Source organism: Glycomyces sp. L485 (assembly GCF_022548875.1).
Classification (GTDB): domain Bacteria; phylum Actinomycetota; class Actinomycetes; order Mycobacteriales; family Micromonosporaceae; genus Glycomyces.
The window spans coordinates 1-19,509 of sequence record NZ_JAKZEW010000011.1 but is presented as its reverse complement, the minus strand read 5'-3'; the positions used below and the strand labels follow the sequence as shown (position 1 = coordinate 19,509).

General features: G+C 70.9%; 5 protein-coding genes and 1 pseudogene. 5 read left to right on the top strand and 1 reads right to left on the bottom strand.

All coding sequences use genetic code 11. The features are described 5' to 3' along the window. The first annotated feature begins 81 nt into the window (after positions 1 to 81). The 5 genes from L0U85_RS08070 to L0U85_RS08050 all read left to right on the top strand — a co-directional run bounded on the left by L0U85_RS08070 (position 82) and on the right by L0U85_RS08050 (position 17,403). Positions 82 to 3,183 carry a hypothetical protein gene (locus L0U85_RS08070; RefSeq protein WP_241377243.1) on the top strand — a complete coding sequence of 1,034 codons (3,102 nt, stop codon included), beginning with the start codon at positions 82 to 84 and terminating at the stop codon, positions 3,181 to 3,183. A 467-nt stretch (positions 3,184 to 3,650) separates the two neighbouring features. Further along, positions 3,651 to 10,637 (top strand): hypothetical protein, encoded by a 6,987-nt coding sequence (locus tag L0U85_RS08065; RefSeq protein ID WP_241377242.1) that lies wholly within the window; start codon positions 3,651 to 3,653, stop codon positions 10,635 to 10,637. After that, positions 10,634 to 13,720, top strand: a complete 3,087-nt coding sequence (locus tag L0U85_RS08060; RefSeq protein ID WP_241377241.1) for a hypothetical protein — start codon at positions 10,634 to 10,636, stop codon at positions 13,718 to 13,720. The genes L0U85_RS08065 and L0U85_RS08060 overlap by 4 nt, the downstream gene beginning before the upstream one ends. Beyond that, positions 13,717 to 16,764, top strand: coding sequence for a hypothetical protein (locus L0U85_RS08055; protein ID WP_241377240.1), 3,048 nt, complete (start codon positions 13,717 to 13,719; stop codon positions 16,762 to 16,764). Before L0U85_RS08060 ends, L0U85_RS08055 begins: the two co-directional genes overlap by 4 nt. 240 nt (positions 16,765 to 17,004) lie before the next feature. Continuing rightward, positions 17,005 to 17,403: a GNAT family N-acetyltransferase gene (locus L0U85_RS08050; protein WP_241377239.1), complete on the top strand. Its 399-nt coding sequence runs from the start codon at positions 17,005 to 17,007 to the stop codon at positions 17,401 to 17,403. A gap of 395 nt (positions 17,404 to 17,798) precedes the next feature. On the opposite strand, the pseudogene L0U85_RS08045 reads toward L0U85_RS08050, so the two are convergent. Then, positions 17,799 to 18,991: pseudogene (locus tag L0U85_RS08045) on the bottom strand (M20 family metallopeptidase). Positions 18,992 to 19,509 lie beyond the last annotated feature (518 nt).

Genomic DNA, 19,509 nt, shown 5'->3' with positions numbered 1-19,509 from the left:
GGTTGAGCAGTTGAGAGCAGAAGGCCGGCCGCACTATGGCAGGATCGGCCGGTACCGCCCCGATCCTGACTGGAGCCCCTGATGCCGCCGACCCTGCCCACCACCGCGACCCTGGACGAGTCCAACGCAGGAGAGGCCAAGGCCGCGTTCAAGACCGCGATCAGGGTCGGCGGGATGGGCGACGCCGTCGCGGCGGCCCTCCCGGACCAGTCGAAGGCGGTGCGCCTGGCCGCCTACGGAGCCCTGCGCAGGGACCGGGACGAGGCCCTGGCCGACCGACTCCTACCGGTCGTCAAGGAGCGGTACGGCATACAGGAGGCCGAGCGGCTACTGTCAGCCTGCTCCTCGGCCGTGGTCGCTGCCGAACTCCCCACGTTCGCCGCGCACACGGCCACCTGGTCGACTTACGCCAAACATCACATCCAGGTCTTCACCGCGTACGCGACCGCCGCCCTCGCCGACCGGACCCCCGAGCAGTGGACCGACTGGTGGAGCCACCACCGGACCGGGCTCAGCGCCGCCCTGGAAAACGCACCGGAAGCCTGGCTCACCCTGCTAGTGCGCCACCCGGCAGCGAGCGTCGACAGTGCGGCGGTGTTCAAGGCCCTCCCCGCCCTGCTCACCGCCGACCGTGACGGCACCTGGGCCTATCTGCTCGACCCGCACCGCGAGCGCATGCTCGCCTCGCTGTTCCAGCGCAACGCCCACCTGCGCCGGATCGCCGCCGAGCCCGCCGAGCGCATCGCGACTTTGACCGCCCGGGCCGGCGAGAACGCGAACGTGCCCGGGGTCCTGCGCTATGTCGCGCCGTCCCGCCGGATCGAAGTACTCGACGCGATTCGCAGCGCTGGCGTTCACCTCGACGAACGGAGCCTCCTCGAAATCTTGCCGCACCGGGCCCGGATCGAGTCGGCCCGCAGGCTCCTCGAAGAACGTCGCACCGCGGGCAACGCCGTGCGAAGGGAGGCGACCCGCGCCCACATGCCGTACGAGGAGGTCCGGGACCACTTCAGCGCCGCGACCAGGCGATCAGACGTCGAAGAGCGAGCGCGAGCCTACGGCAACCTCGTGACTGCCGCCGCCTTCAGAAACAGCCCCGATGCGCTCACCGACCTGTTCGGGCGCCTCAAGCGCGCCGCGGGTGATCAGGGCCTGGTGCACGAAGCGATCCTCCGAGCCCTGACGAAGGTCCGCCCGCAGGACTGGACCTCGGCGCACCTGGGCGAGCTGGCGTACCTGACCGAGTCGTGGCTGACGGCGCTCCCGCGCTCCTCGACCACTGTGTCGCTCATCGTCGGCCTGGCCGCCCGCATGGTCAACACCGGACTCAGCGTGGACCGCCCCGACCTCGTCGTATACGGCGAGAACGAGTTCGACCGCCTGCTGACCGAGACCACCCGATGGCAGCTCACCGCCGCCCTCCGCGCCCTCCCGCACCGGTTCACGGTCGAACTGGCCCGGCGGGCAGCGCCCGTACTCGCGGCCAAAGCCGAGATCGGCGAGTACCACCTCCTGTGGACTCTCGCGGGCGCCCTCGGCAGGAGACTCGCCGAAGCCCCCGAACTGGTGGCCCTGCTGCACCGGGTGTCGGAATCGAAGAACCTCTCGCACGCCCGAGAAGCAGTTCGCCTCCTCGCCGGGATACCCCAGGGCCGCCACGACAGGCTCGCCGAACTCGCCACCGCCCGCCCCGGCCTGCCCGAACTCTTCCCGGCTCTGGCCCTGCACCGCGGCGATCTCGTAGAGGCCTGGCTCGCCGCCGAGCGCGACACCGTCCCGGGCGTCCTGTTCCAGCCCTGGAACCCGACTGTCCTCGGCCGGTGGCCGCAGGCGGCACTCGACGCCTACCGGGAGGCGCTGCGGGTGATCGCGACCGACGACCGCCGCACCGACGCCCACCGCGGCCAGGCCGTGCGCGCCCTGTCCCGGATTCCCGGGATCCCCCTCGAAGCGCTCCTTCCACTGCTGCACAGCGACAACTCGCACGTCAAAGCCATCGCCCTCGCGGACCTCCACCACGCGAATCCAACCCAAGCCGTCTGGGAGGTCCTGCCCGAATACCTCGACTCGAAGGACGCGCCCACGGCCGCCGCGGTCATGGACCGGCTCGCACACGTCTCCAAACCCGTGGTGATCGCCGCGCAGGCGCCCCGGCTCCTCGACTCGCCCAAAGTCACCGTCCACAAGCAGGTCGTCCGGGTTCTGTCCCGCTACCGCGTGGCGGGCGCGGCCGAGATCCTGACCGGGCTCTGGGCCGAAGCCGACCTGCACCCCAGCGTCCGCGAGGCCGTCGCCGCGACCGCCGCCGACCGCCTCGCCGAACCCTGGGCGCAGGCGATCGTCGCCGCCGTCGACGAGCACACCCCGGACGTCCAAGCCGCCGCGCTCGGCCTCGCGCCCGAGCGGGTCCCGGCCGACTTCCGCGCCCGCTACACCGAACTGCTGACCGCGGCCGCCTCCGACGACGACGCGCGCCTCCAGGTCACCGGCTCCCAGGGCCTGGCCCGCTGGGCCCGCTACGAAGCGCGCGCCGCCGACGCGCTGGTCGACCTCGCGACCGACCTCGACACGACCGACGTGTGGGCTGCCGCGATGAACGCCCTGTGCGCCAACGTGACCGCGGGCGGCGACCCCGGGCCGCTGCTGCGCGCCGTCGACGCCCTGCGCGCCGTGACCGACGAACCCAACGCCGAGAAGGACCGCGACCTGCCCGTCCGCCAGCGCTTCGAGCGAATCGTCTCGCTCCTGTCCCCGCTGTACGGCGGCCCGACCCCGGCCGCGACCACCGTCGAAGCGCTCACCGAACGCCTGCCCACCCACCTGGGCACGAAGCTCCTCGCGGGCACAATCGACTGGGACGCGGGCACAGAATCGGCGGTAGCGCTGACGAGCCGTGCCCAAGACCCGGTCGAGGCTCGGCTGATCGGCGAGGCCCTGGACGAGCGGATGAACTACGGTTCCCACACGTTCACGCTCGGTTTCTTGACCTCTCTGGTCGGATCCGGGGACCTCCACGCAGCGATCGTCGCGGCCGGCATCATCGAGAGCGCCGCGGTCGCCGACGATTGGGAAGCCCCCTGGCGTGAGGTGCTGCGCCGCCTGCGCGCTCATCCGTCCTCGATGGTGCAGGTCCTGGCGTTCGGCGTCTACACCTCTGAGGAGTATGAGGGCGGCAACCGGTGACGCCACCGCGACGACACCGCGGACCGGCAAATCCTCACCAGCCAGGGGACAAACCGGCGCAAGCCCAGGCTGCTACTCAAGCCACAAGAGCCGCTGACGAATCCAGGCAAACACCGCTTCGAACGAGCGTCTCGGTACACGGGCAGGCAGTCGCCACGAATTCCTCCAGGCCGTAAACGACCTGGGCCCCTTCTGGAAACCTGCTGAATCCCGTCATGATCAGGTAGTCAATTCATTACGCAAGGACATTCGCGTACCCCATGATGGCGAGACGAGTGCCATACTCAGGTTGTCGCATGCAACGTCCACTTAAACTGACAAACGCACTAATTGGACATTTGAGACCCGCCGAATTCTGGTATTAGACCAGCTTGTAAGCGCGTGCCTCCGATTCTGCCCATCATTCCAGGCACCCCGCTCCAAGCCGTCCCTCCGCCCATTGAGCACATCGCACAGGAGCCCGAACCATGGGAAATCTCGCGCTCATCGATCTGATCCGGCCGTACTTCTTCGTAGGTGTTGACCTCGGCGAGGAATTCAACCAGATCCTCGAATTCCTGCACGTGGACGAATACGAGGAGGCCTGGGACGACGACGGGGTCGTCATCTGCGGCGTCGCGCGTGTCGCCGACGAATCAACAGGCGTCCTGGCGTTCTCGCTGAATTCCAACGCTCCCGGAGCGAGCGACCTCGAGTTCGACCCGCAGGACACGGCCATCGACTTCAGGCTCTCGGTCGCCCGTCGCCCGGCCGAGTCGCTCTCCGCCGACGACCTGACCGACAGCGGCCTCCAGACGGCCGTCCGGGCGCTCGGGCCCGCCGACAGCGCCCCCAGCGACTACCCCAACACCCAGTTCCGCCTCGAGCTGCTCTTCAACCTGATCACCCTCACCTTTCCCGGCCTGGTCGGCGCCGAACCCGACGGCGCGTTCCTCAAGCCCGACCCGAACAACAGGGAGGTCAAGTTCGACCTGCCGCGCATCGTGCTTCAGGTCGACCAGGACTCCGCCTCCGACACCGACGCCGAAGTCGAAGTCGCCTCCTGGGGCGCCGAGACGCTCAACGAGCCCGACGAGGAGGTCGCCTCCCTGTTCAAGATGCGGCCCGCGCTCGCCCTGTTCCACAACGACCAGTTCGGCATCGGCCTGGAGAAGGCAGTGCTCGACCTGTCCGACGAGCACACCCCTCCAGACCTGCTCGACCGCTTCGGACTCGGCGACGACTTCACCGGCATCCACCTGCCCGAGTTCCGGTTCTACTTCTCGCAGGCGAAGTCGGTCGGATACGCCGGCAACGTCGGAGCGCGCGACCTGATAATCGGCTTCAAGCCCGAGCCGGCCATCTGGGGCGACATCAGCTTCGATCTGGACTTCCGAGGCGACGATCTCGCGGCCAGTCTGCGGCTGATCAGCGCCGGCGGCTCCTCGGCCGAGATCGAGCCCTCGGGGGGCCGCACCGGCGACCCGGCTGAGCTCCGCCGCTACCGCGCCAACATCAGCTCGAACATGCGGCCGGAGACCGAGAACTACCTGCTCATGGTCGACGTGAACTCCGGCGCGGCCCCGTACACCATCACCGCCGCCCACGCGCTCGACCACGGCGCGGTCGACGGCCACACCGCTGACACCGACACCCTCGACGCCTTCATCGCGGGCACGACCGACGTGCGAGATCTGTCCGCGCTGCAGCGGATGCGCCTGTTCCCCCACGACCAGCAGGTGGTCGTGAGCATCTCCGATCGCGAAGACCGGAAGCTGTACCTCGTCCTCGACCTCTACGCCGTCCGTGAACTAAGCGGCCGTTCGGTGGAGACCGACCCGAACGGCGCGCCCGCGGTCCGCCTCGAACCGCCCACCGACCGCGTCCGCATCGTCGACCAGTCCGACCCGAACCAGGTGACCGTCCGCCTCGATCCGCCCGACGGCGCCATCGCGGGCACCATTGTGACCGACGGCCGCGCCACCGTGCCGATCGCGCCGGGAGAGACCCGGCCGCTGAACGTCGAATGGACCGTTCCGCCCACCCCCGAGCCGGCCACCCTCAAGGCCTACTTCCGGTTCGCCGAGCCCGGCGACCGGGAGACGACCGACACCGCCACTCTGAGCGGCACCGCCTTCACCTCCGGGAACGGCACCGCACTCGACTTCGGAGCGTTCCGCCGCGGCTGGGAGGCTGAGCTCGCCTCGGGCACCAGGCCCCGGATCGAGATGAACGCCTACGCGAGCCGAGAGGGGACCGCCAACCCCGACTACAACCTCGCCCTCTCCGCACGCCGCGCCGAAGCGTTCAAGGCTGCCCTGATGGAGGAGATCAGCAGCCTCCGCGACTCCGACTTCCGGGTCATGCCCTGGGGCGAGGCCCCGGCCGAGGAGGTGATGAGCTCAGACCCGAACTACCGCAGAGAGAACTTCCGGTACGTCGTGGCCACATTCGTCCGCACCGCGCCGCGCACCGACCCGTACTCGGGCGAGCTGATCCGCGACCCGGCCGAGCCCGACGAGGACGAAGACGACGATCCGATCGCGCCGCCGGAGTCGCAGCGGCCGGACTGGCTTCGCAGCATCGGCGCCACCATCCGCTGGGAACGCGACCCCGTCCCGACCGCCGCCGAACTGCGAGGCACCATCGACTTCCAGACCGCCCACGAGGACGCGCTGGAGCAGTACCGCGACGACCTCGGCACGATCGGCCCGGGCCTGGAGGAGCCCGAGGAGAGCAACCTCCCCGCGCTCGGTTCGGAACCCAACCCCGACGACGGCGTCGTCGAGTTCCGGATCACCGTCACGCACGACCCGGCCACCGCCACCTTCACCGAGACCCTCGTCGCCCGTGCCGGCGCGGGCGACCGGGACGGGCTGTGGAGCTGGGGCGAGATCCCGGCTTCGGAGGACGCGACGCCGTCCGACGACGCCTGGCGCGACCTGCTCGGCCTCTACTTCGCCCTCGCCCCGCTGACCTCGTCGACCGCGGCCGACGCCGCGAACGGCGGCGATGTCGTCCCGCTGGTCGTCTCCCTGGCAACGCCGATCGTCGTCACCGCGCTCGGTATCGCGCACGTCGACCGGCTCACGCACTACGGGATCGAACTCGGCGTCACCCACGACGAGGACGAGGTCAACTCGGTGCTGCTGTTCGACGTCGAGAGCGCCATCCGCCTGAACCTGGCCATCGGAGACCTCGAGATCGTCACCACCCGCGTCGACAAGCCGATCAAGGTGCGATACAAGGCGATCGGTTTCGGACTCGACGTCGCCCCCGACGGCACGCCCGACTTCCGCCCGGTGTTCGACTCCTCCCGCGGCTACACGCTCGACCTGGCCGACTCCGGGTCGCTGCGGGTCCTGCCCGCTCTTGGCGACGCCATAGGCGACATCATCCAGGTTCTGGGCGCCCGCATCGCCAGGACCAACCCGCTCAACATCGAAGTCGACCTCGGCCTCGGCGTCGACCTCGGCGTGTTCAAGGTCGACAAGTTCGGCTTCCGGCTGCCGGTCGATCCGCTCGGGGTGCCGGCGATCACCGCCATAGGCATCGGCGTCGACATCCCCGACACCCTCGTCGGCAAGGGCTACCTACAGATCCTCGACGACAGCTTCGCCGGGCAGCTCGACCTGGCCCTGCCGACAGTCGGACTGCGGGTGGCCGCCGGCGTCAAGATCGAGACCGTCGAGGAGGGCGACCGCTCCGCCACCGGCGTGCTGGCGACCCTCGAGGTCGAGTTCCCCGGGGGGATCCCGCTCGGCGGCACGGGCATGGCGATCTTCGGCTTCCTCGGCCTGTTCGCGATGCACCACGCACGCGACGAGAACACCTCCGCGCGCAACCCCGCTCTCGACTGGCTCGACTCCAAAGTCCACGGAAACCCCACCGACATCACCGGCTGGAAGGGGCAGCTCGACTCCTGGGCCTTCGGCCTCGGCGTTGTCGCCGGCACCATCGAGGGCGGCACGATCCTCAACATCAAGGGCATGCTCGTCCTCGAGCTGCCCGGACCGCGGATCCTCCTGTTCGTCAAGGCCCAGTTGCTCAGCGAGAAACCAGCGACCAAGGGGACGACCACCGGGAACCTGCTGGCCGTGGTCGACATCAACCCGAACGGGGTGATGATCGGCATCCAGATCGAATACGAGATCAAAGAGATCCTCCACCTCCAGATCCCCATCGAGGCCGGCTTCCCCTTCGAGGACCCCGAGAACTTCTATGTGGACATCGGCACGATCGGCGAGCCGATCAAGGCCACGGTCCTCGAAGTGTTCGATGCCACCGCCTACCTCATGGTCCACGGCAACGGCATCCCGCAGTTCCCGCTGATCAGGGACGGCCTCCAGGGATTCTCCCTCGCCACCGGCTTCGAAGTCTCGATCACCTGGGGCGATAAGGACATCGGCCTGTACCTCGAGGTCGCCGCGGGGTTCGACGCCGGTATCGGCTTCGCGCCGCTCACCTTCGCGGGCCGGATCTACCTCAGGGGCGCACTGCACCTGATCATCGTCGCCATCGAGGCCAGCGCCGCGCTCACGGTCAAGGCCGCCGAGGTCGAGACCGGCCACGGCGACCCGCCCTCGACCGAGCTGGTCACTTACATCCACGGCGAGGTCTGCGGGAAGATCAGCCTGCTGTTCTTCACCATCGAGGCCTGCGTGGAGTTCTCGCTCGGCAACGACCCCGACGAGCCTCCCCCGCCCCGGCCGATCCGCGACCTCACACTCCAGAGTCGCTCCCCGGCCCTTGCCGAAGGCAGCGCGGTCGACCGCGGCGTCGACACGGTGCTGTGCCGCGGCACCCGGGACGGTACCGTCCCGGTCGTCGACGGCAGTGACGGTCCGCGGGAGGTGCGCGTCCCGATCGACGCGATCCCGCTGCTGCAGTTCGAGGCCGGCCCGGTCGTGGACGGCTCCGCGATCGACGGGACCGTCCAGGGCGCGCCGCCGCCCGGCGACGACGGATGGCAGAAGCGCGGCACGGTCTACGTGCGCTACCACGTCAGCCGGGTCGAGCTCGAGCTGGTGGCCCAGCACGGCGTCCCGGTCGCGGCCGGGACGGAGCCGACCACGGACGGCCCCAGGCCGTACACGTGGCGGATCGGGTCCGACGACGGCAGCGGCGACGGCCTTCCGGTCGATCTGGCCATGCTGGACTGGAAGCCGACGAACACCGACAAGGCGATCCTCGAGGGCGAGACGCTCGACCGGATCGTCGAGGACGGCTGGGGCGAGGCGTGCACGCCGGTCGCCCGGCCCGCGAGCGTCCTGTGGACGTTCCGCGACAGCCCGCTGGGGCCGAACGACGCCGGGTGGAGCCCGCACGGCGAGGCCTGGCCGGACGAGCCGGGATCCCGCCGTACCCGGCCGGTCGACGCCGAGGTCGTCGTCCGCGAGATCTGGCGCACCGGCACCCCGCTCGACGGGCTCCTCCCCCACAAGCCCGCCGAGATCGTCGGCTCGCGGGTGCAGTGCCCGTCGAAGGAGCTGCAGGAGCGCGCCCACCGGAAAGGCGAGAAGATGTGCGCCTCCAAAGTGCTCGAAGCGCCCTACGAGCTGCTCGGCACCTCGCTGCAGCCGGAGGTCTTCGACAGCCCGCTCGGCGAGGCGCTCGCCGTTGCCGACGAAGCGCGGGCCAAGGGGCTCAGAGACGTCGTCCGGATCAGCGGCGGCCCGCACGAGGTGCTGACGCTCCTGGTCGTCGCCGACGAGAAGCTCGTCGGCGCCGGGCTGATGGGCGCCGCCGCCTACGACGCCGCGAACCGGGACCTCGGCCCGGTCGACATCGCATTCGAGCGGGTCGGCGCCGAGTCCGACCTCCCGGAGCGATGGAGGGACACCCGCGGCCCCTGGTGGGACGAGGTGCGGCTCGCCCGCGGTCACGAGTCCGGGACCGGCCGCCGGGCCGAGTTCCTCGTCCACGTCAAGCCGCCCCGGGCCGCCTTCCACATCGACCTGGGCCTCCGGCCGCTCCGGGACGCCGTCGAGAATTTCGGGCTGCTCGCCCCGTCGTGGTTCCTGGTGGCGTTCGAGGGGCTCTCGGAGCGCGAGAGCCGCCGCCACGAGGCCGAGGACCGGCAGGCCGAGGCCAATGAGGAGGCCCTGGCGGACTCACTGGACTCCGACCCGCACGCGCTGCTGCTGCCCGACGCCGAATACCGGGTCGTCGTCCACTACACCGCCGAGACCGGGCGCAAAACGAGCGACGGCGAGGAGGGCGACCCGAACCAGATCGACGTCAAGTGGACCATCGCCGATGAGACCGACCCTCGCACCTTCTTCACCGACGACAAGGCGCCGCGCAATCTCGAACCGTGGATGCTCGCGCAGTTCCCGGCTCCGGACGAGCCGCACCACTTCCACGACGAGCCGGTGGTGTTCGTGTTCGCCACCGACGACGTGCTCGAGCTGTACGCCGCCTACGACCGGTCGCTGCGGGCCGCCGCCCGCGCGGCGTCGTTCCGCGGCTCGGACGGCACCCCGGAGGCGCCGTTCACCCGCGTCATGCTCGACGGGCTGTTCGAGCGGATGGAGGCGCTGGTGCTCTCCCCGTTCGAGGCGACCGCGCGGCGCCTCCTCGCAGACAAGCCCTGCCGGGACTTCGATCCGGGCGGGGACCGGCATGGCCGCGCCGCAGTCGACTTCCACCTCGACCCGGTCACCGACTACGTCATCGACATCGAGGCCCTGGACGACGGCGGCGACGTCGCCGCGCCCGAGCCGCGCGAGGGCGAGATCGGCGAGCGGCCGCTGTATCGCCAGCGGATGACGACCTCCCGGTACGGCAGCCGGGACGAGTTCGCCCGCGCCGTCCGCGAGTCCAGGGTGGTCCACCGGCGAGTGGAGGGCCTGTCCGCGCTCACCGCGCTGGACGGCGCGGTCGGCGACGACGAGTTCGACCGGGCGCTGACGGAGGTCGGCCTGGAGGCCCGTCCGCGGCCGGCCAGCCCGCAGATCACCGTCCTGTGGAACGCCGACGCGGAGGCAGTCCCGGTCGCGATCTACATCGAGGCGCCCGAGCCGCTGTGGCGCAGCCGCCTCGAACCGGAGCCGGTCTACGCCGACGACGGCGTCCACATCCTGCAGTGGCGGCTGAACCGGAGCGAATGGCTCGTGGTGGACGAGTTGATCGAGTCCGGCGGCGGCTCGCTGGCCGAGTCCGGGTACGTCCGGCCGGGACGGGCGACGCCGGAGGTCACGGCGCCGACGATCGCACAGCTGCGCGAGAGGTTCCTGCGCCACCTGCCCGAGGAGCTGCGGCCCGAGCCGCCCGCCACCGCGAAGGTCGAGCGGTTCGCCCGCGACACCAGCGGCGCCCGCACCCTCGCCTTCCTCAAACCGGGCTCGCGGGGTTCGACGGTGGCGCTCGGCCTCGCCCGCGAACTGCACCCGCTGCTCGACCTCGACACCGCCGACACCGCCGCGCTGCTCGGCGAGTTCCCGCTCGACCGTCCCGCTTGGGAGATGCCATGACCCGCACCGTGATGCCGAACCTGTTCAACGCCAAGGGCGCCGTGATCGACACCCGCGACGGTGCAAGGGCCGCGCTGCGCTGGATGATCGATCCGGAGCTCGGCCTGCCGACGACGCACTTCAAGGTGTGGCACCTGCCGAAGCCGTCGACCAAACCGGAGAAGGTCGACGTCCGGTCGGACCGGGCCGTACGGGATCGGGTGCTGCACATCTGGCCGGACGAGCGCGCCGCAGCGATGGTGCGGGTCGATCTGGACGTCTCCTCCGGGCGGGCGCTGGTCCGCGCGCACTCCGGCCCGTCGGGGTCCGGACAGGTGGTCGACGAGGTCACGGCCGCCGGTCCCGCCACCGGGGTCGGCCTCACCCTCGCCGGGGCGTCGATCCGCTCCCTCACCACCAGTCCGAATGCGACGGTCACCGGCGTGGTGGTCCTCGATCTGCAACGGCACGTCGACGACCCCGGGTGGAAGCTGCTCGAGCACGTCGGCCTCCCGGTGGACGAGCGGTTCTCCGGCGGGTACCCGCTCGACCGGCAGGGCCCGCCCGGCGCCTTGACCGACCCGGTCAAGGCCGCCGTACGGCGGGTCGAGCGCGGCACCCCGGCCGACTTCTGGGCGCCCACGACCGACTCCGGACTCCCGGTGCCGCCGTTCGAACCGCCCGACCCGGAGGCCCTGGTGCGCGGCGAGCTGCAACCCACGATGGAGCAATTGGCGCAGATGCTGCGGGAGGCCGGCGACCGGGGCCGCCACGCTCGGTACGTCCTCGAGCAGTCCGTGCCGGTGCCGCAGTCGGTGCACGGCACCGACGCCCCCTCGCACTGGCGATCGAGCTCGAACGCGAAGCTGCCGCCGCTGCAGTCGGCGCTGCTCGCGGCCGGCACCGACCCGTACGCGGCGCTCGCCCTCGGCTTCGGCACCTCGATCGACGCGGCAGCGCTCATGTCCGCCCCGCCGGCGGTGACCCACCGGATCGAGTACCGGTCGATGGTGAGCGGGCTGCTGATGGTGACCTTGAAGCACAAGGCCGAGTTCAAGATGACGGTCGCCGGCCTGGACCTGCGGCTGCCGCTCGAACACGACCTGGCCGCGCTCGTCGTCGTCGGCGGCGACCCGCCGGACCGGCCGGCGCGGCTGCGTGTCAACGAGAACCGGACGAGCCCGCGCCTGGACCGACCCGGCGGGATCGACCGGCCGTGGCTGGAGATCGTGGACCTGACCTGGGATGCGGACCGGCCGGACACGGCCTCGAGTATCGGCGCGTCGAGCTACGCCGTGCTCGGCTCGGTCGGCGGATCCGAGCTCGAACCGGCGCTGGACGAGCGGCCCTCGGGCGGTCACCGGGTGTTCGTGCCGGGCCTGAGCGACGAGACCGACCAGGTCAGGTACACCCGGTCCGCCGTCCCCGAGCGTTTCCCCGGCGAATCGGACGAGGCCCGGTTCAGCGTCGCGGCCCAGGACTGGTTCGGCCGCTGGAGCCCGTGGCGGTCGGTCCGGCACGACCGGCTGGTCATGCCGCCGCAGCGGCCGACGGTGCGCCGGGTCGAGATCGACGAGTCCGGGCCCGCCCCCGCCGCCGCGGTCGAGTTCACCTGGGACTGGGCCGACCGCCGCCCGGCCGAAGTGCACATCGGCCTCACCGTCCACCCCGAAGGCACCACCCCTCCCGACGCGGACGGCTCGGTCTTGTCCCCCGGCGGCCCCAGGGTCGGCGACCACGTGATCTCGTTCTCGGGGGCCTCGAGCGAGTCGCCGCCGACCGGCGTCGAGGAGATCCTCGAGGAACGTCGAGGCGAGCTGCGGACCTACCGGTGCACCATCCCCGGCCTGGGACTGCCGTACGCGGCCCACCCGCGCATCCGCGTCCAGGCCAGGGCCCGCGCGGCCGAGCTCGTCCGCCCGCTCGCGCTGAGCGAGTACTCCTCGCCGGTGGGCACCGCCGTGGCCAGCCCACTGCCCCCGCCGGCGCCGGTGACGACCGCGCCGATGCGGTGGTCCTCGCTCCCCGACGCCGCCGGAGTGTCCCGCGCCGTACTCGACTGGTCCGGAGCGGGACCGAGCTACACGGTGTACGTCGCCGACGAGACGGCCGTGGCCCGCGAACTCGGCCTGCCGTCACCGGACCTGGATGAGCCCGCGGTCGAACGGCTCGCGGACCTGCGCGGCCACGACTTCGGATCGGCCAGGCGCGCCTTCCGGCGCCACACCGAGCGGCTGACCGAACCGAGGCTGGAGGTCGAACTGCCCAAGGGCAACCGGCTCATCCACTTCTACGGCATCTCCTCGATCAGCGACACCGGCATCGAACGCCGCCTCCCGGCCGACGCGAACCGGTACCTCGCCGTCGCCGCGCCGGTGCGGCTCGAACCGTCCGTGCCGCTGCTCCTGGCGCGCAGGGACGGCGCGTCGGTCCGGCTCTCGGCCACCGTGGACGATGAGCCGGTCGCCGCCGAACGCATCGAGATCGGCAGGGTACGCGGCAGGGTGAACGCGGGCACGCCGGAAGCGGCCGGAGCGCCGGAGCTGATCGCGAACAGAACCACGGCCACCGCCGACGACGGCAAGCTCCACTGGGAACTGACCGATTCGGACCCGCTGCCGCCGTGGGAGCCGGTCTACTACCGGGCCGTCGCGGTCGCCTCGGCGGACGCCTCGCTCGGCCAGGTCCCCGGCCGCTCCCACCCGACCCCGGCGGCCGAGGTCATCGTTCCCGCACCTGACGCGCCGACCGTGACCGGCCTGACCGTCGTGCCCGCCTCCGACGGCTCCGGCGGGGCCGTCGCCACCTTCCGAACCGACGCCTCGCCGCTGCGCACCCGGCTCGGGGCCTTCACCGTCTCGGTCGTCGCGGTGCGCGCGAACGCCGGCGATACCGAGACGACCGTGCTGCGCGGCGAGATCGGCTCGCTGCCGTCCTACACCGGGACACCGCCGCCGGACGCGCCGGAGCTGTTCCTGCACCGCGCCACCGCCGCCGACCCGTACCGTGTCACCGCCCGAATCGCCACCGTCCCGTTGTCGGTCACCGCCTCGGCGACCGACCCACTGGGGCGCCGCACCTCGTCAACCCGGAGCGCCCCGTGATCAACTCGACTCTCGCCAGCACCGCCTTCAACACCACCGGCCTGGAGGCCCTCGGCCACGCTTCGGCGCAACTGTCCGCGAACTGGGCCGACACCAGACCGAGCCTCGACGAGGCCTCGATGAGCCTCGACTCAGGCGCCCCCTGGCGCGCCCCGATCGACGGCTACCTGGTCTGGTCGCGGCTCGGCGCGCCCGAACTGACCGACCACACCGGCGCGAGTCTCGACGGCACAGTCGCGGTCCTTCGGTTCCACCCGCAGGGCGCACTGCGACTCAAAGGACTCGCCGCCGACCGGTTCGACGGCGGCGAACACCGCCGGCCCACCCCGTTCTACGCCGCGCTGCGCGGCGGCACCCCGCCGTCGGGTCTGCCGGGCGACAAGCCCATGCGGCCGGACACCGCCCTCGCCGGAGAGGACATCGGCCAGGGCCGCTTGACGTTCCACGACGAGCGCGGCCTGATCATCGATCCGGTCGCCGTCGCCTGCATGATGCGGGACCTGTTGCGCGCCATACCGGCCCTGCACCGCCGCGAGGCGGGAACCGCCGACGACGTCACCGACTCGGCCCGGGCCGGGTCGGTCGCGCAGATCGCCGGTCTGGGCACCGCCGCCGCCGTGCGGCTGCACCTGGTGGACCTGTTCGGGAAGCTGTGGAACGACGAGCCCGCCCGCGAGGGGGTCCGCATCGGCTCGGGCGCCCGCCTCGGGGCCGGACCGCACGAGTGGAGCGGCGCGCTCACCGTCACCGACGACTCCGGAGCGGTCCGCATCGGATCGCTCCCCGACGGGGAACTCGGCACGGCCGCGATCTCGGCCCCGGCCCTGCCGACCACCGGTGTACCCGCCGAGTCGCCGGCCCCCGAGCTCGAACGCCAGTTCTTCCGCGTGGCCGTGGCCGACCTCGGCCTGCACCTGGCCGGCAACCGCGGCACCGGCGCGATCGGCGGCGTCGACGGCGCCGACGAGGCCACCGCGAACGAACCGGCCCCCGACCTCGGCACCGGCGACCTCGAAGTGCTGTCCAACGGGCAGTCCTTCCTCGGCGCGGCGGGCGAGATCGCCGGCCTCTCCGGGACGCGCCTGGCCGTCAGCCCAACCATCGCCGACGACTTCCCGCTGCCGGGAAGCCGCACCGAACGCTGGCCGGAGGTGCCCGCGCCGGCCGGCACCGCCGAGGACCTCACCGCCGAGCACTCCGCGGCCGCCCGCGCCGACGCCACCGCCGCCTACATCGGCACCACCCCAGACGTGGTCGTGACCTGGCCGGCCGGGGCGCTGCCCGCCGAGGCGTTCGTGCGGGCCTTCCCCCGCGTCGACCCGGGCCGGGCGACCGGGCCCCTGGAGCGGCTGCGGTTCTCCAAACGCGGCGACGGCGGCGGCGCCATCGTCCCGGCCGGCTCCGAATGCCGAATCCGCGTCCGGGACCCGTTCGGGATCGGTGCCGACCCGCGACCGTCCAGCCCGAAACTGGTCTTCGACCTGCTCGTCGTGACCCGCGGCCCCTCCGGAGGGGCCGAGCGGCTGTTCGGCTCGGTAGAGATCGACGAGGTCGGCGACGGCGGCACCGCACCGCCCGACGGCACCACCCCGAACGCCTTCGACGACATCGCCGACGACCACCGCGGCATCGGTCCCACGCCGGTCCTCGGGCTCGAGCAGACCGTGACGCACACCGGGACCGACATCGTGCTCGACGCGCTCGGCGCGGCGGCCCCGCGTGAATCGCCGCGGTTCGCCACCATGGCCCGCACCGAGACGACCGTGTGCGGGCACGACGGCGCCGGCCCCGGATCCTGGACCTCGGTGACCGGTCCGGGTTTCCTCACCGCGGACTCGCTCGGCGGCGACGCCCGCCGCGGCAGCCCCGGGCTGCCCGCCGGGCCGGAGGAGCACGCCCCGGGCGTGCGGGTCACCGGCCCGCTCGCGCAGCACCTGGCCCGCGCGGCGCTGCGCCGCACCCACCACATCGTGACGCGGCTGGTAGAACTCGACGACGCGAAATGGAACCCGGTCTCCAGCCCGTCCGGCAACGCCACCGGGACCGTCCTCCAATCGGTGGCGCACACTGTGGAATCGCCCGAGCTCCGGGCCGCCTTGGAGCTGGTGGACGTTGAAGCCCTCCCCGACACCTGGGCCGGGCTGATCAGTGCGATCGGCTCGCTGCTGACGGGCTCGCTCGCGCCGCTCGACTCGCTGCCGACGCCGACGGCGGGCGACCGCTGGGTCGCCGAGTTCAAACGAGAGGCGAGAGCGTCCCACCAGGGACGGCGCGACGCGCAGTGGGCCTGGCGGTGGGCGCTCTCCCAGGCGCGCGAACTGGTCTACATCGAGACCGCCCTCCTGTCGCACACCTCGGATACCACAGAGGACCACAAGGTCGACCTGGTAGACCTGCTGCTGAACCGCATGAGCGCCGAACCGAACCTGAAGGTGGTGCTGGTGACGCCCCGCCGGATCCCGTTCGGCCCCGGATACGAGCCCTTCGCGCACCGGATGTACCTGGAACGGAACCGCGCCGTCAAGACGCTGACCGACGCCTTCCCGAAACGCGTCGCGGCCTACCACCCGGTCGGGTTCCCGGGACGGCCCGAGAACCTCCGGGGCACGTTCGCGGTCGTGGACGACGTGTGGGCGCTGGTCGGCGGCTCGACGTTCTCGCGGCGAGGACTGACCTTCGACGGCTCGACCGACCTGGCGTTCGTCGGCCACGATCTCAAGGACGGCGTGAGCGCGACCGTGCGGGACGCCCGCCGCTCTGCCATGGCCCGCGTCCTCGGCGTCGGCCCGCGCGAGGCCGGCTCGACCGCGACTCCCGACCCGCGCTGGACGCAGCTCGCTGGTCGGTGCAGCGCCTTCCGGTTGATGTACCGCACGGTCGCCAACGGCGGGGAGGGAGAGGTCCAGCCGAGTTGGCCGGGCCTGCCGGAGTCCGACATCCTCGCCCCCTCGAAGGACATCGTCGACCCCGAGGGAAGGGAGTTCTCCTCACTGCTCGACGGCTTGGCGGCCGCCCTGGCGGGCCTCGGGTCCGACCGGCTCTGAGCGCGGGACCGATGGTCAGGGCCAGTCCCCCGCGAAGCTCAACGGAAACCCAGTACGGCGTGCCGACGTCCGAACCCCCTTCAACACGCCAGCGATGACCGCGCGATGCAAAAGCGTTTGCTATTGACCTCACTGCCCATCGAGACTGGTGCCCTGCCAACACGCAGCACCAGCTTCCTCGAACCGACCTGGAAGGAGGATCTCCCGATGAAGATCAAACGGGCGACAACGCTGAGCGAGGTGCTCGACGCCGAACCCGCCTTCGACTACACCGTCGACCCCGAAGCCACGCAGCGCTTCCTGCGCTCGCCTGAGCATCACCTCTTGGTCGCCTATGACAGCGACAAGGGCGTCGGCTTCGTCAGCGGCGTCGAGATCACCCACCCCGACAAGGGCACCGAGATGTTCCTCAACGAACTGGCTGTCCTCGAGTCCCACCACCGCCGTGGTATCGGCCGCGCGCTGATCGAAGCCCTCGCCGCGCTCGCGCGCGAGCGCGGGTGCTCGGGCATGTGGGTACTCACCGAACGCTCGAACCCCGCCGCGATGGCCACCTACCGGGCTGCAGGAGGCACCATCGACAGTGACAACATCATGATCGACTGGCGCTTTGACGACCGCAATCCAAGCGAAGCATGAGGCTTTCGGGAAGGGTGTCCTCGACGGGGATTGACGCTCCCGGTCGGCTCCCTTCTCAGTTCCTTTTAGCCCTCGGTGGAAATTCCGTCGAGGGCTGGGCATGAGAAAAGGCCCTGGTGACGGCCGCCCACCGCTCGATCGATGCGATTGTGTTCTTTCCCGCGAGCATCACCGCGCAGGCGAGCGCGATCACTGTGAAGAACCCGTGGCGCCGTCCCCTGGCCCGACGCGGATCAGGAACGTCCGCGACATGCAGCGTCCACCGCTGGTCATTTCCCAACCCTGCGGCTTCGGGGCCGGCCTCCAGTGCCTGCTCCAGCGCCTGTCGCTGCGCATCGTCCAGCAGCGAGTCCGGGCCCGGTGGCAAAACGCCCGAAGACCCTGTCACTTCAAAGTCAGTAGCCGCGGTTCATGCGGCGAACTGCGAGTTCCGCCAAGAGCGCGGCCCCGTCGGCGAGCACGCTGTCGTCGAATGCGGCCCGCGGGGAGTGGTTCGACGCCGCCTCGTTCGGGTCGTCCTTCACGGTGGCGCCGTAGAACATGTAGCTCCCGGGCACCGCCTCGAGGACCCGCGAGAAGTCTTCCGAGCCCATTACCGGCTCGGGCATCTCGGCGTAGCGTTCCTCGCCGAACAGGTCCTTCACCGTTTCGGCGATGAACGCCGCCTCGTTCGCGTCGTTGATCGTCGCCGGGTCTTCACGGTTGAACCGGACCTCGGCGGTCAGGCCGTGCGCGGCGGCGATGTCCTCGGCGAGCCTTACCGACTCCGTCTCGACCTGAGCAAGCGCCTCCTCCGAGAACGTGCGGACCGACGCCTCGAACCGCGCGTTATCGGGGACGATGTTGTGCCGCGTCCCGGCGTGGAAGGTGCCAACGGTGATGACGATCGGCTCGAACACACTGAACCGCCGCGTCACCAGCGTCTGGAGGGCGGTGACGATCTCGGCGGCGACCGGGATCGGGTCGAGAGTGGCGTGCGGGCGCGAGCCGTGCCCGCCTTTGCCGACCACATTCACGAACAGCCCCGAGACCGCGGCCATCATCGGCCCCGGCTTCGTGCTGAACACCCCGCGCGGCAACCGGTCGGACATGACATGGAGGCCAAAGGCGGCGTCGACCTTGCGGCCGGCCGCTTCGAGGACGCCCTCGGCGAGCATGTGCTTGGCGCCGTCGTGGCCCTCCTCGCCGGGCTGGAACATGAACACGACGTCTCCGGCCAGCCAGCCTGGTGCGCCGACAGCAGTTTCGCGGCGCCAACGAGGCCCGCGGTGTGGAGGTCGTGCCCGCATGCGTGCATGGTCCCTACATGCTCCGACACGTAGTCGGCGTCGTTCTCCTCGGTCACCGGCAGAGCGTCCATGTCGCCACGCAGCAGCACGGCCGGACCCGGCTTGCCACCGCGCAGGACCGCGGTGACCGAAGTGGAGCTTCGCCCGAGGGTGATCTCCAGCGGCAGACTCTCCAGCGCGTCGAGGACAGCTGCCTGCGTCTTCGGCAGGTCGAGCCCGATCTCGGGAATCTGGTGGAGCTCGCGGCGCAGCGCGATCAGCTCGCCCTCGATGGCAGCGGCCTCTTCCTGAAAGTCCATGTGCATGCGCTCCTGGCATGTTGGGTGCTCGTTGCTAGCCGGGCGGTCGCGCGGCAAACGATGCCACGCCGGTCTGTTCGACGACCGATACAAGAAAGCCAAGCGCGACAAGACCATCGCGCAACGCAAACAACGTCTCACCAGCAGACAAGCTTAGAAATCAAGTCTAAGCGATGTTGAAGTGTGAAAGAAATTCAAGACATCGAGACCCTCTTGACCGCACTCTACGTGATCATCGACGATCACGTCATCCCCCACGAACCCGACAGGCCCAAGCAGCTCAGCGATGCCGAGCTGGTGTGCCTGGTCGTGGCCCACCAACTGCTCCAGTGTCCTCGAGGACGCCGAGGGGGTGTTCGAGGTGGACCTGGCGGGCCGCGAGCCGGGGCCGCGGGTAGTCGGCGGGCTCGCCGAGGACGATGCGGATGATCTGGTCCTCAAGCGGGAGCCCGGTGGCAAGTTCGAAGAGCGGGAGCACGTCGGTGTGGGTCATCGCTGTCCTTCCTGGTCGGTGGAGT